Source organism: Pontibacter lucknowensis, assembly GCF_900156415.1.
Lineage (GTDB): Bacteria > Bacteroidota > Bacteroidia > Cytophagales > Hymenobacteraceae > Pontibacter > Pontibacter lucknowensis.
Genome location: NZ_FTNM01000003.1, coordinates 237,549 through 251,823, shown reverse-complemented (window position 1 = coordinate 251,823; position 14,275 = coordinate 237,549). Strand labels below are relative to the sequence as shown.

11 protein-coding genes are annotated in these 14,275 nt (G+C 50.6%); 8 read left to right on the top strand and 3 right to left on the bottom strand.

Annotated elements, in window-relative coordinates; genetic code table 11:
- The first annotated feature begins 65 nt into the window (after positions 1–65).
- Positions 66–863 (top strand): class I SAM-dependent methyltransferase, encoded by a 798-nt coding sequence (locus BW972_RS11895; RefSeq protein ID WP_007660731.1) that lies wholly within the window; start codon positions 66–68, stop codon positions 861–863.
- A gap of 10 nt (positions 864–873) precedes the next feature.
- On the opposite strand, the gene BW972_RS11890 is transcribed toward BW972_RS11895, so the two are convergent.
- The gene (locus tag BW972_RS11890) at positions 874–2,109 is read right to left on the bottom strand and encodes a lipase family protein (RefSeq protein ID WP_076422464.1); all 1,236 of its coding nucleotides are present in this window, start codon (positions 2,107–2,109) and stop codon (positions 874–876) included.
- A 242-nt stretch (positions 2,110–2,351) separates the two neighbouring features.
- On the opposite strand from BW972_RS11890, the gene trxA reads away from it, so the two are divergent.
- On the top strand, positions 2,352–2,657 hold the full coding sequence (trxA, locus tag BW972_RS11885) for a thioredoxin (protein WP_007660722.1): 306 nt from the start codon (positions 2,352–2,354) through the stop codon (positions 2,655–2,657).
- 124 nt (positions 2,658–2,781) lie between these two features.
- Here trxA and BW972_RS11880 read toward each other — a convergent pair whose 3' ends face one another.
- Complete coding sequence (locus BW972_RS11880) at positions 2,782–4,161, bottom strand: sensor histidine kinase (RefSeq protein ID WP_076422301.1); 1,380 nt, start codon at positions 4,159–4,161, stop codon at positions 2,782–2,784.
- Positions 4,151–5,530 carry a sigma-54-dependent transcriptional regulator gene (locus BW972_RS11875; protein WP_076422463.1) on the bottom strand — a complete coding sequence of 460 codons (1,380 nt, stop codon included), beginning with the start codon at positions 5,528–5,530 and terminating at the stop codon, positions 4,151–4,153. The genes BW972_RS11880 and BW972_RS11875 overlap by 11 nt, the downstream gene beginning before the upstream one ends.
- 290 nt (positions 5,531–5,820) lie before the next feature.
- Here BW972_RS11875 and BW972_RS11870 point away from each other — a divergent pair, with 290 nt between their 5' ends.
- The 6 genes from BW972_RS11870 (at position 5,821) to BW972_RS11845 (ending at position 14,122) form a co-directional block, all read left to right on the top strand.
- Positions 5,821–7,074: an efflux RND transporter periplasmic adaptor subunit gene (locus tag BW972_RS11870; RefSeq protein WP_076422300.1), complete on the top strand. Its 1,254-nt coding sequence runs from the start codon at positions 5,821–5,823 to the stop codon at positions 7,072–7,074.
- Between the two features lie 77 nt (positions 7,075–7,151).
- Positions 7,152–7,871 carry an ABC transporter ATP-binding protein gene (locus BW972_RS11865; protein WP_007660718.1) on the top strand — a complete coding sequence of 240 codons (720 nt, stop codon included), beginning with the start codon at positions 7,152–7,154 and terminating at the stop codon, positions 7,869–7,871.
- A 165-nt stretch (positions 7,872–8,036) separates the two neighbouring features.
- Positions 8,037–10,427 carry an ABC transporter permease gene (locus BW972_RS11860; RefSeq protein ID WP_076422299.1) on the top strand — a complete coding sequence of 797 codons (2,391 nt, stop codon included), beginning with the start codon at positions 8,037–8,039 and terminating at the stop codon, positions 10,425–10,427.
- 117 nt (positions 10,428–10,544) lie between these two features.
- The gene (locus BW972_RS11855; protein ID WP_076422298.1) at positions 10,545–11,771 is read left to right on the top strand and encodes a hypothetical protein; all 1,227 of its coding nucleotides are present in this window, start codon (positions 10,545–10,547) and stop codon (positions 11,769–11,771) included.
- 3 nt (positions 11,772–11,774) lie between these two features.
- Entirely contained in the window at positions 11,775–12,227 is a 453-nt protein-coding gene (locus tag BW972_RS11850) for a DoxX family protein (RefSeq protein ID WP_076422297.1), read from the top strand.
- Positions 12,228–12,250: 23 nt separating this feature from the next.
- Positions 12,251–14,122, top strand: a complete 1,872-nt coding sequence (locus BW972_RS11845; RefSeq protein ID WP_076422296.1) for a M61 family metallopeptidase — start codon at positions 12,251–12,253, stop codon at positions 14,120–14,122.
- Positions 14,123–14,275 lie beyond the last annotated feature (153 nt).

Sequence of the window (14,275 nt, the reverse complement as noted above, 5' to 3'; positions counted from 1 at the left end):
TTTTAGATTAAGCAATTTATAGTATTTTTATCTTTTAAATAATCTTACACTTCAAAAAAGAAGGGATGGAACAGGAATATTTTGAAGCGAACAGACAGGCCTGGAACCTGCGCACAGCGGTGCATAAGGATTCAGCTTTCTATGACGTCGCCAGCTTCAAGGCAGGGAAGTCGAGCCTCAATGCTATAGAGTTGGAAGAGCTGGGACCTGTGGCCGGCAAGAGCCTGCTCCACCTGCAGTGCCACTTCGGGCAGGACACCCTCTCCTGGGCCAGACTGGGAGCCGAAGTCACAGGTATAGACCTATCGGACGAGGCCATAAAAGAAGCTAAAAGGCTGAACGACGAGCTAGGCATGAACGCCCGGTTCGTGTGCTCCAACGTGTATGATCTGAAAGAGAACCTGCAGGGGCAGTTTGATATTGTGTTCACCTCATACGGCGTCATCGGCTGGCTGCCTGACCTGAACCGCTGGGCCGAAGTAATCGCACATTTCCTGAAGCCGGGCGGCACTTTTTACATGGCGGAGTTCCATCCTGTGGTATGGATGTTCGACAATGACTTCACGCAGGTTCAGTACCCCTACCATAACTCCCCCGAACCGATTGTAGAGGAAAGCACCGGCACCTACGCCGATCCGGAGGCACAGATCCAATACAAAGAATACACCTGGAACCACAGCCTGAGCGAAGTGATCACGGCTCTGCTAAACCAAGGGCTGCAACTGGAGCTATTCCACGAATTCCCCTACTCCCCCTACAATTGCTTCAGCCACACCGTGCAGGGCCCCGACGGCCACTGGCGCATCAAGCATTTAGAAAACCTGATCCCAATGGTGTATAGTTTGAAATGTAGCAAGGTGTAGCTTCCTCCGGTTATGGGTTTGCCCCAAACGACTGCATCCATGGAATCAAGTCGGTAAGCATCGGAATCAGGCTGCTGCCATGTGTGCCATTCTGTATAGGTATAAGCTCCAGACTTGGGGTACCAGCGGCCTTCATACGCTCATAGGTCTGCTTAGAATTAGCGTAAGGTACAATCACATCGGCAGTGCCATGATAAAGTCGAGTCGGGCTTTGTGGCACCCAGCTGTTAAAGCTATTGTCCTGCAGGGCCTTCTTGAGCGTCTGCTCACCATTCCCACGGAGTCCTTCCAGGAAATTAGCCGAAAACAGATTCTCCGTCTGAGTAGTCAGTTCCTTATTGATGGTACTGCCGCTGTGCTGGCCATTGAATAAACCAGCTAGTCGGGTAGCGTAAGGCTCCTGGTAAAAATCAGAAAGCGGACGGTTCCACTCATACGTTTTATTGTAGCTCATCAGCACATAGGCCAGGTAGGCCGGATAGGTATAAGGCTTTCCTGCAACTACATCGGCCAGCATCTCAGTCAGGTCGTAGCCACCGGCTCCTGCACCGGAGGCGGTGATTTTCAGGCCATGCTGCGGATTAGTTTCTATTTCTTTTTGTGTAGCCAGTGTTACATAGCCGCCTTCGGAGTAGCCCGCCAGAAACAACTGCCCATTGTCAGTCATACCTTCCTGGGCGTAAAGCGACTTGGCCGCCTTAATCATATCGACCACGGCTATACCTGAGGACTGTTGATGATAGTAGGGGTGCAGTAGTTGTTTAGAAGCACCGAAACCCAGGTAGTCAGGTATAAGCGTGATGTAGCCACCAGAGGCGAACACCTCAAAACCAGCCAGGCCGCTGCTTGTGGCAGAAGGTGCCTCGTCGTGTTTAAAGATGGTACCATGCTGCACGCTCAGCACCGGAGCGGGAGTAGTCAGGTTCATCGGCAGAGCGACTAAGCCGGAGGCTACGGTTTCGCGTCCCTGGAAAGTAGTGCGGTAATTTACTTTGTAAATCGCCACATCATATTTGATCTGATTCTGGAAGCTACCGGCATAGGCGCCGGCCAGTTGCTTGAGCATGGCAGCCGGCAGGGTGCCTACCTTCTCTGACGAAACGAGCAGTTCGCGCTCCACTACGTTTTCAGGTACAGCCGCATCGCTTTTGCTGCATGAGTTGAGCGGGAAGGTGGTTGTTACTAATAGAGCAGCAATCACCAGAGAGCTGATCCAGTACTTCAGCTTATATTTTAACTTCGTCATGTTAATCAGGGAAAATCTTGTCATTACAATAATCAAGCCGCGCTGGCTATAGTTCCCGGTTGGTATACAAACCAGGTAGAGCGCAGTCCATCCTGCATTTATAATGCCGGGATGCAGTATCCACGCCGTGTATCCTCCACTCAGAAAAGCGTAACATGATGTGCCTTCCGTATGACTAGTTGGTGTTCGCGGCTTTTATCCTTTAGCTTTGCACTTCGTAAAATAGGTTAAACAAGAGAGCTATGGCAAAGAAATCATTCGCTGAACTGATCAAAAGCCCGGGCATGCCGGTACTCGTGGACTTTTATGCCGACTGGTGCGGCCCCTGCAAAATGATGAACCCGGTGGTGGAGCAACTAGCGAAGGACTTTTCGGGTAAGCTGAAGGTCATCAAAATAAACGTGGACAAGAACCAGGCAGCCGCACAGCAGTACCGTGTGCAGGGCGTGCCGACTTTTATGCTTTTCAAAAACGGACAGGTAGTTTGGAAACAGGCCGGTGCTGTGCCGGGACATCAGCTAAACCAAATCATTCAGCAAAACCTGTAGGAATCAATGATGAGTAGTGAGTAATTTTATAATTTGTAATTAAGAGTAGCGGAAGCTGGTATACCTGAGCTTCAGCTGCTTGGCGCTTCCACTCAACGACTTCCAAACCATTCTTAATTACTTACTACTCATCATTGATATGGAAGATCAGGCTGAAAGTGGTAGGGCCGCCTGGGGGGCTGCTGACACGTATGCTGCCTCCATGCTGCCGCATGATTTGCCTGGAGAGGCTGAGACCTATACCTGAGCCCTGCTTTTTGGTGGTAAAAAAAGGAATAAAAATCTTATCCAGGTCTTCAGGAGCAATCCCTGTCCCATTGTCCTGCACATCAATCCTAAAGCGATTTCTGTCCTGCTCTTCCTGATAGGCAATTACCTCCACACAGGGGCCTGCAGCCTTATGGCTTGCTTCCATCCCGTTCTTGATCAGGTTGATCAGCACCTGTTCGATCAGCTCCGGGTCTATCTGCAACTCCGCCTTTTCCTCCCGCAGGTAGATGGAGAGCTTCGTTTGCCTGGCTTCCATTTCAGGCTGAAGTAAGGTCTGCACACTCTTCAGCAGGTCTTTTACTTTTACGGTTCTCAATTCCGGGGTTGGCACACGCATCAGGCGGCGGTAGTTCTTTACGAAGTGGAGCATCCCGGTACTGCGTTTCTCAATGGTCTGTAATCCCGTCTGTATATCCTCCAGCACCTCCTGTTCAGGTATCTCTCCGACATCAGCTTTCCTAACTACCTCCTCTTCCATCAGCTGCGAAACAGTAGCCGTAAGGGAGATGACCGGTGTGATGGTGTTCATAATTTCATGGGTGAGTACCCGGATCAGCTTCTGCCATGTTTGCAGCTCCTGCTCCTCCAGTTCAGATTTGATGTTCTGGCACGAAACGATCTTGAGCGTTCGTCCCTGCGAAAACAGGATGGTGGCATGCAGGGCCAGCTGCAGCTGCTCATCCCGTACCTGCAGGGTAACGAGCCTTCTCTCATTGTGCCCGATGCTGCGCATCACCTCCACCAGCTCCTCGCTAATGCGGCCTAACGATTCTATGTGCTCCAGGTGGGGCGTGTGCAGTACTTCTTTTAACACGTGATTCACCAACTCCACACGTCCACTCTCATCAAAAGAAACGATACCTACGCCAATGTGCTCCACGATCGCCTGCAGGTACAGGTGGTGCGCCTGCTTGTCGGTTTTGATGCGCTGAAAGGCATCAGTCACATCGTTGAAGGATTGGTAAAGCTCCTTATATGCTGGGTTACCCCCTTTTACAGCAAAATGCTGCGTAAAGTCCGAGTGCTGTATCGCCTCCAGAAAACTCGAGATATCGCGGTTGGTTCGCTCCACATAATGCACGAGGTCGTAGAGCTGAAAGAGCAGCAACAAGCCGATGCACACGGCGGTCATGTACCATTCGGTGCGGTACAGGACCAGTGTGATCCCAGCGATGCTGATGATCAACAGCCCCACCCGCAGCAGTAGGTTTGCTCTGAAGCGGTTATAAACCATGCTTTTCTATTCGGCGGTAAAGTGCGGTTCTGGTGATACCAAGTTCCTTTGCTGCATGTGTGATGTTTCCGGCGTGTTTGACAAGGGCTTTCTGCACCATCATTTTCTCGAGCGCCTCCAAGGTATAGTCACTCTCCAGAACAGGCTCTTTATCGGCGGCCTTGCCTGACACATCGCCCGGTGCAAAATAAAAATCCTCTGGCTGCAGCTCCTGCTGGTCACACAAAATCACGGCTCGCTCCAGAGCATGGTCGAGCTCCCGAATATTGCCCGGCCAGCGGTACTCGGTCAGCCGGCGGATGGTGCCTGGTGCTATACCTAGCCCTTCACGCTCATATTTCTGGCTGTACACGCGCAGGAAGTGCTCCGCCAGCAAGCGTATATCCTCCCGACGCTCCCGCAATGGGGGCAGGTATATCTCGACTGTGTTGATGCGGTACAGCAGGTCCTGGCGGAAGGTGCCTTCCCGCACCATATCGTACAGCGGCATATTGGTCGCGCAGATCAGGCGTATATCAATCGGGCGGGACTTGTTGGTACCAAGCCGGATCACATGGCGGTTTTGCAGCACAGACAAGAGTTTGGCCTGGAGCGGCAGCGACAGATTGCCTATTTCATCCAGGAACAAAGTCCCACCATTTGCAGCCTCCATCCGTCCCATGCGCTCTTCTTTGGCATCAGTAAAGGCGCCTTTGGCGTGGCCGAATAGCTCACTTTCGAAGAGTGTCTCACTGATAGCACCCAAATCTACTTTCTCGAAAACCTTATCGGCCCGTTTCGACTTACGGTGCAGGGCACGTGCTGCCACTTCCTTGCCTGTGCCGTTCTCTCCGAGTATCAGCACATTGGCATCCGTACCGGCTACTTTTTCTATCGTCTGGTATACCCGCTGCATGGCCGGTGATACGCCAATAAAACCGGCATAGTGGAAGGCGGTCTGGTTTCGCGCCGCTGTTTCAGCACTGCGTTTGCCTACCCCCCTATTCTGCTGACAGGCAGTTTTGAGGATAGCCACCAGTTTATCGTTCTGCCATGGTTTTAGCACAAAATCGGTGGCTCCTTCTTTGAGGGCACGCACTGCCAGCTCAATATCGCCATAGGCAGTCATCAGAATTACCTTGACTTCCGGTGCCAATTTCAGGATCTGTTTCAGCCAGTGCAGTCCTTCTTTACTGGAGGTGGCGCCGGTGCTGTAATTCATATCCAGCAGCACTACATCAAAACGGTGCTCCTGCAGCAAAGCCGGGATGCTATAGGGATCCGAAGCTGTCACCACCGTAGCAAAGTGCTGCTTGAGCAGCAGTCTGCTTGCCAGCAGGATGTCTTCTTCGTCATCTACAACCAGTATTTTACAATCAATTTTCCGCATGAGCTGCAAGGGCTTTACAAATTCTTCGGGGTAAAGAAATACTTTCTGTTTCAGAATACCAAAAGTTACAGCACCATGTCCCGCCGCAAATTCAGAAAGAGAAAAACAGTGTATTTTTACTTGTGTGTTCAAGTGTTCGCATACAGACAAAGGAGTGTACGATACCGAACAGTTTAACTTGACACCATCAGTCAAACAATACACAAAAGACTGCTATACAGCATCTTAATTACAATGGCACATTTATTGGCAATCTTTGATCAGCATTACACAGAAACTCTTTCCCCGCTATGGATCGCGTCCTAGAAAAGAAAAAATACACCCCTAAGAAAATTGCTGCTATAGCCGGTGCTGCCCTGCTGTTGGTGGTGATTCTATACAACCTACTTTTTGCAGAACACTCCTCTAAACTCAACGTTGACAGCAAGCGCATTACCGTGGGCACAGTGGAGAATGGTGTGTTCCAGGAGTTCATCGCCATTGATGGTGCGGTGGAGCCTCTCAAAACATTTTACCTGGACATATCAGAAGGTGGCCGTGTGGAGAAGATCTATACCGATGACGGCCGCATGGTGGAAAAAGGAGACACTATTCTGAAGCTTTCCAACACGACGCTCCAGATTGACTTCATGACCCGTGAAACGCAGCTCTATGACCTCATGAACGAACGTCAGAATTCTGAGATCACCATGAAGCAGGAGCAGATCAGACAGCTGAACCAGCTAGCCGAGGTTGAATACAACCTGGCAACTGCTGAGCGGGCCTACAACCGGAATAAAGTCTTGTTCGATGAAAAAGTGATCTCGCAGGAGGAATTTCAAGCCTCTAAAGACGAATACGAGTACCTTAAGAAACGTAAGATTCTGGGCGACCGCTCCGTGAAGCAGGACGCAAAGCTGTTGGATGACCGCCTGCGCCAGCTGGATGAGTCCATCAGAAGAATGCAGGCCAATATCAACATGGCCCGCAACACACTGAACAGCTTGTATGTAACCGCCCCTATATCTGGTCAGCTTTCTACGCTGAAGGCGCAAGTGGGCGAGTCAAAAGGCCCCGGCGAGAACATTGGCCAGGTAGACGACATGAGCGGTTACAAGGTGAGGGCCTCTATTGATGAGCACTACATCTCCCGCATATACCCCGGGTTGGAAGGCAACTTCGACTTCAACGGACAGAACTATAAACTAAAAGTAGCCAAAGTGTTCCCAGAAGTGCAAGCCGGCACTTTCCAGGTAGACTTGGAATTTGCCGGGGACACCACTCCGCAAGGTATACGCCGCGGTCAGACGCTGCAGATCAGGCTAAACCTGAATGATGGCGGCAAGGCCGTACTCCTGCCACGCGGCGGCTTCTACCAAAGCACAGGCGGCAGCTGGATATTCGTGGTGGATAAGTCAGGAGACCATGCGACCAAACGCTCCATCAAACTCGGACGCCAGAACCCGAAGCATTACGAAGTGCTTGATGGACTGAAGCCAGGTGAGAAAGTGGTCCTCTCCTCCTATGAAAGCTACGGCGATATAGATAGGCTGGAGTTAAAGTAAATTAAGGGTTGAATGAACAATTTAACCATCAAAAATCTGATAATTTAACTATTAAATAACATAACAATTAAGATATCATGAGCAAGGAAGAATTTATCATCGAAACACAGCAGTTAGAGAAAAAATACATCACCGATACGGTTGAGACGACTGCCCTGGCGGGTGTGGACCTGCGCATCGCCAAAGGCGAATTTGTGGCGGTGATGGGTCCATCCGGTTGTGGCAAGTCCACGCTGCTGAACATCCTCGGTTTGCTTGACAGTCCTTCGGGCGGTACTTTCCGCTTCCTGGGCCAGGACATCAGCCATGCATCGGAGCGCCAGCGTGCCAAGATCCGCAAGCATAACCTGGGCTTTGTGTTCCAGAGCTTCAACCTGATCGATGAGCTCACGGTAGAGGAAAACATTGGTCTGCCACTGGCTTACCTGGGTATACCGCGTGCCGAGGCAGACAAGCGCGTGAAAGAGGCCATGGAACGCATGGGCATCGCCCACCGCCATGCGCACTTCCCACAGCAGCTTTCCGGTGGTCAGCAGCAGCGTGTCGCCATTGCCCGTGCCACAGTATCCAACCCAAGCCTGATCCTGGCCGACGAACCGACCGGTAACCTGGACTCAGTTCATGGCCGAGAGGTGATGTCGCTGCTGTCTGAGCTCAACGATGCCGGCACGACGGTGGTAATGGTAACGCACTCTCCTTCTGATGCTGAATATGCGCACCGCATTGTAAACCTGTTTGACGGCCAGATCGTGACAGAAAGTCTTAACGCCAGAAAGCACGCTGCCGAGCTGCTCTAAGGCTGATAGCAGAAAAGTCTTCTGCCTTGTGTGATGTCAGCCTCTATGCAATAGCAGATAGGCTTCACCTTCATGTGTGCGGCGGCCCTGGTAGCGTAAGCATACTGCAGGTATAGCCTTAGCCTATTGACCAAATAAACTGAGTAACTAAAGCGGTAAAGATCTATGCTCAAGAATTACTGGCTTACCTCCTGGCGCAGCATAACACGAAACAGGGTACATGCTGCCATCAACATCATTGGTTTGGCTGTAGGTATAGCTTCCTGCATACTCATCTACCTGTTCCTGCAACATGAACTGAGCTACGATCAGAGTTTTAGTGATGCTGACAGGCTGTATAGAGTTACGAGTGATATGAGCCTGAACGGACAGGCTAAGAAAACCGCACTCAGCCATGGTCCGCTCGCGCAAACCCTGACCGAGGAGTATCCGGAGGTAGAGCAGGCAACGTTTCTTCTGCAAATGGGCCAGAATTCGCTCCGTTCAAAAGAAAATGCCCTTACTGTAGGCATTTCCTACGCTGACAGTAATTTTTTCAAAGTACTGCCTTTTCCCTTTGTAGCTGGCGATCCCGCTACTGCCCTGCAAAACCCATTTTCAGTAGTAGTGACCGAAGAGTTGGCCCGAAAGTATTTTGGCAGTGCCGACTCTGCACTAGGCAAACCACTTACTTATATCGCCAGTACTTTCCTGGTGACGGGGGTAATCTCACACCCACGGCCGTCACACTTACAGATCGACGCTGTCTTCCCATTACACTTTGACACCAACACAGAATACATGTTGAACCAGTGGCAGATGGTGGGTGGCTATACCTATCTGAAACTATTTAAAGCTGAGCAGGCGGGCGCGTTAACGTCAAAAATGCCGGAACTGTACAACCGGAAAGCAAAGCCAAACCAACAGATGGATGGTATCGCTGTTACCGGGTACAACATTCAACCCATTACGGACGCTTACCTGGATAAAGACCTGGAGTATCCGGTTGGAGATGTAGGCAATATTACCTACATCTATATCTTCAGTGTCATAGCGGTGTTTATCCTGCTCATCGCAACCATCAATTACATTAATCTAGCCACAGCACGGTCTGCCAAACGCTCTAAGGAAGTGGGCCTTCGCAAAACAATCGGAGCCAGCCGCAGTCAGCTGGTCAAGCAGTTTTTAGCTGAGTCTTTCATGCTTACCCTGATTGCTGTTGTAGTGGCGCTCTCTATAGTAGAGTTAATACTCCCGTTGTTCAACAGCCTGACCGAAAGAAGTATTGACACCATCTTTATCCTGAAGCCCGAAGTAGGCTTGTTCATACTCGGCATTGTCATTTTTGTAAGCTTTATGGCAGGTGGATATCCGGCCTTATACCTGTCAGGCTACAAGCCGGTTGAAGCCCTCAAGGCAAATGCTACCCCCAATAGCGGCAACGCCAGGCTTCGCAAGGCTTTAGTCGTGCTGCAGTTTACCATATCCCTCATCCTGATTATAGGCACTGTAGTGGTGTATAACCAGATGCAACACTTAAAGGGTGTGCATCTTGGCTTTCAGAAAGAGCATGTCATTTCTGTTAAAATACCATCTATCGGCTGGGTGAGGCAGAAGGAAAAACTGGCGCTCCTCAAGAAGGAGATGCTTGAGTTACCACAAATTGCTTATACCTCCAGTGCCCAGCAACTGCCAGGTGAAGATGCCCTTGTCTCTGACTTTCAGGTGGAGATTAACCACAAGATGGTCACGCGGACAATTAACCATATTGGCGTGGATTACTCCTACATAGATCTGATGGGAATAAAGCTAGCCGAAGGGCGCGGGTATTCACGGGAAATTCGCTCCGACGAAACACACAGCTACCTTATAAATGAAGCTGCTGCCAGAGAGTTCGGCTGGACAGATGCATTAGATAAACGCATTAAACTCCCCGACGATACGCTCACCAGCAAAGTGATCGGCGTGGTAAAAGACTTCAACTATAAATCACTGCATAGCAAGATTGAGCCACTCATTATCCGATTGGAGCCGCACTTCGGGAGGTTGCTGACGCGTGTAAATACCGAGGCTGATCTTTCTGCCACCTTAGCGGATATGGATAAGGTATGGAAGAAACACTTCCCCGCATTTCCGATGGATTACCAGTTTCTGGACGAGAGTTTTCAGCAGCAGTACCGTGCCGAAGAGAAAATGCTGATCATCTTTACATATTTCACTATCCTGACTATTGTCATTGCCTGCCTGGGTTTGTTTGGGTTGTCAGCTTACATGGCCGAGCAACGCACAAAGGAAATAGGTATCAGGATTGTGCTCGGATCATCGGTGTCAGAAATTGTGCTACTACTCTCCAGAAGCTTTGCGCTCTTGGTTCTTATTGCGATAGTAATGGCTATACCTATTGCCTGGTTTAGCATGGATAAGTGGTTGCAAAACTTTGCGTACCGCATCGAGATTAGCTGGTGGGTATTTGTGACAACTGGATTAGCCGCCATGACGATAGCGTTAGCCACAGTCAGTTATCAGGCCATGAAGGCAGCACTGGCAGACCCCATAAGGGCCCTGCGCACGGAGTAATTTAATTGAGTTTGTGTTTGTATTGTTAATTGAAGGTGAATTTCAGCGGGTCATCAAAAAAAGATACCCGCTGAAGCATCCTTTACCCAACAAAATGCATCATTAAAAATAAAAACTATGACAAAGCCATCTACTATCTTTTTTGCTTCACTTGCCGCTGGCGTCCTGAGCATGCTTGACCTGCGCCCTGCCGCCTCTACCAGTCTGCGCCTTATTACCGGTGTGGAAATAATGCAGCAGGACACCGTGAAGGCAAAGAAGAAAAACAGCAATGTCCGGATTCAGGTAGGCGGAAAGGGCAAAGACGGCAAGGACGGAGAACAGGTATACATCAACACGGATGACAACAAGCGGGAAGAGCTGAAGCGCCAAGGGACTGTCACCCTCACCGATGACCTGAAAGACATCAAAAGCATCTCCCCGAACGGCTACCTCAAGTACATGCGCTCGGTTAACGACGACACCAAGCGGCTCGAGATTACCAGCGATGCGAACGGCAACCTGACCCGCACTTACTCAGAGAACGGCAAGAAGGTAGCCTACGAGCCGGCAGGCAGAGAGTGGCTGCAGCAGATAATGCCTGACCTGATGGCCAACACAGGTATAGGTATAGCCGAGCTGGTGAACGACCTTTATAGTAAAGCAGGCGCGAAAGGAGTACTCGCTGAGGCGGAAAAAGCAGGCAGTGAACATGCGAAGATGCGCTTCGTGCATCACCTGTACCAGCAGGCTGACCTGAAGTCTGCCGATGTGAAACAGTCGCTCCAGTTTGTAGACAAGCACGTGACTTCTGACTATGAACGCCGCAAAGCATTGGGTACCGTAGCAGCCGCACACCTGAAAAACAAGGACGTGGTAAGCAGCTACCTGCAGGTGAGCGGCAAAATCAATTCAGACTACGAGCGACGCAAAGCTCTTCTGCATTTGCTGGAGACGCCGGATCTGAGCAAAGAGAGCATGGCCATGGCGCTGGAGCAGACGGGTAAAATCTCCTCTGACTACGAAAAAGCCAAAGTACTGCAGCAACTGGCTAAACAGTCAGACTTCATCCAGTATCACTACAAGCCAGCCTTCTCCATCATCGATAAATTTTCATCAGACTACGAGAAGGCGAAAATCATCAACGCTGTTGTAAAGAACCACAAACTATCACAGGCCCAGTACAAGGAGCTGCTGCCAGTCGTAAGCCGCATAAGCTCCGACTACGAAAAGGGCAAAGTGCTACGCAACATTGCCAGTGCTATACCTGCCGACAATAAAGATCTTCGTGCGGAAGTGGAGAAAGCAGCCAATACCATTGGCTCCGATTATGAGAAAAACAAAGTCATCAGTGCTCTCAGGTAACCTATGACAAGGAACGCTTTCACTTTTTTTCGTCGTCACAAAGCCTATGGGGTGGTGTTCCTGCGTTTTGCAATGGGTGTTTTTCTGATCTATGGCGTACAGGATAACGTGTTTAGTTGGGAGCGTATGCTCGAGTTCCGGGATTTTCTGCAGTCACATGGGGTGCCCTACCCGCTGGTGGCCGCTCATCTTTCGGTCTATACCCAATTTCTGATTGGCCTGATGCTCCTGCTTGGTTGGGGTGTGCGGATTGCGGGCCTGTTGCTGATCATCAATTTCACGGCTGCCATTTTGATCGTACACATCGGGCAGTCCTTTCCGCAGTACTATCCGGCAGCTGAGCTTATTTTTGCAGGTTTCTTTTACCTGTTCAACGGTGCCGGTCCCCTTTCCGTCGATTCTTTTTTAGAGAAAAGGCAAGTACAAACCCAAAAGCAGCCCGTGACCGTTAACTAGGTTGTTAACTCGCGTCCGCAAACATGAAATTAACCAAAACAATCCTGCTCCTGCTGCTCAGCCTTCATTTCAGCTGTTCCTCAGTTGCCACTCAGTCGACACCTGAACCTCGCTATGCCGTTACCATCGACCTCACTCAGGTTAAAAGTGATAAGGTACAGGTAAGCCTGCGCCCACCGGCCATCAAGCAGGGCGAGGCCATTTATAACATGCCCAAGATCGTGCCCGGCACCTACTCCGTATCAGACTTCGGCAAGTTCGTGTCGGAGTTTCAGGCGCTGGACAAGCAGGGCAAGCCGCTGCCTGTGGAGCGAATTGACACCAACCGCTGGCGCATCACACAGGCCCAGAACCTGGACAGAATCACCTATTGGGTTGACGATACATTTGATGCCGAAAGAAGGCAGGATGTGGTGTTTGAGCCGGGCGGCACCAACATCGAAGAAGACAAGAACTTTCTGCTCAACCCGTTTGGCTTCGTGGGTTATTTCGACGGACTAAAGCAGGTACCTTATGAACTCACTGTTACAAAACCTGCCGGTTTTTATGGTTCCACGGCACTGCAGGCTACGTCCAGCACAGCTACTGCCGACACCTATACTGTGCCCAATTACGTAGAGCTGGCCGACTCGCCGCTGATGTATAATCAACCTGACACGACGGTACTGAATTTGGGTGGGACTGAGGTGCTCGTATCCGTATACTCCCCTACCGGCCGGGTGACATCCAAGCCTATCGCCGACAACATCCGCGACATACTCGAAGCACAGCGCAGCTACCTTGGCGGTACCCTGCCAGTCGACAAGTATGCCTTTCTGATCTATGTGCCGGAGCGACCGGGCAAGTCAGGTTCTTATGGTGCATTGGAGCACTCCAACTCTTCCGTTTACTACCTGCCAGAAATGCCGGAGGAGCGCTTCAACAGTACCATGCGCGATGTAGCCGCCCACGAGTTCTTTCACATCGTGACACCGCTATCCATTCAATCCGAAGAAATCCACGACTTTGACTTCATCAACCCCCGCATGTCGAAGCACCTCTGGCTGTATGAGGGTGTTACGGAGTATTTTGCTTCGCATGTGCAGGTGCATGAAGGCCTGATTTCGGTAGACGAGTTCATGCAGAAGATCCGGGAGTACATTTTCAACTCCATGGCTTTTAACGATACCCTGCCTTTCACGGAGATGAGTGCCAAAGTGCTGGACGAGTACGAAAATCAGTATGGCAACGTGTACCAGAAGGGAGCTTTGATCGGGATGGCGCTGGATATACAGCTGCGCGACCTGTCAGATGGCAAGTATGGTCTGGTAGACCTGATGCAGGATCTGGCCAAAACCTACGGCAAAGGCCGCCCTTTCAAAGACGACGAGCTGTTTGACAAGATAGCCGAACTCACCTACCCGGAGATGCGCACCTTCTTCGCCCGCTATGTGGAGGGCAGTGAGCCGCTGCCTTTAGGAGAATTGTTCAACAAAGTAGGTGTCAAATACGAGCCTGTTTCAGTGCAGCTGGTCAATTCCTACGGGGGTTTTGTGCCAGGCTATGACCGCGAAGCCGACAAGATCACGGTGGCTGAGGCGGATGATATGGATGAATTCGGGCAGCAAATGGGATTCAGGGAAGGAGACCAACTGCTGGCTTTCAACGGCAGAGAGATTACGCCCATGAACATCCGCGACATCATAGGCGAAGAACTGCAACAGGCCAAGCCGGGCAGCAAAATAGAGATCACCGTAGGACGCAAAGACGCAAAGGGCAATGTGAAACCTAAAAAACTCACAGGAAAAGTGACCGCTGTCAAACGGGAAGTACTGCACCTGCTAGAGCCGGTTGCCTCTCCATCAGAGCGACAGCTTCGCCTGCGTGCCTCCTGGCTAAATGATACCATGCCTTAAGAATCCCTCCCCCGAAAGGAACATTTTGGAAATCGCGCTGTTTCATTAAAAAATATTCTCCTAATGACGATCCGATAAGGGGCGTTTTTCTGGGGCGGATCAGGTTATTTGTGTGTACCTTTGTGCCTGATTCTCAAAGCTCCCGGTTTTAAT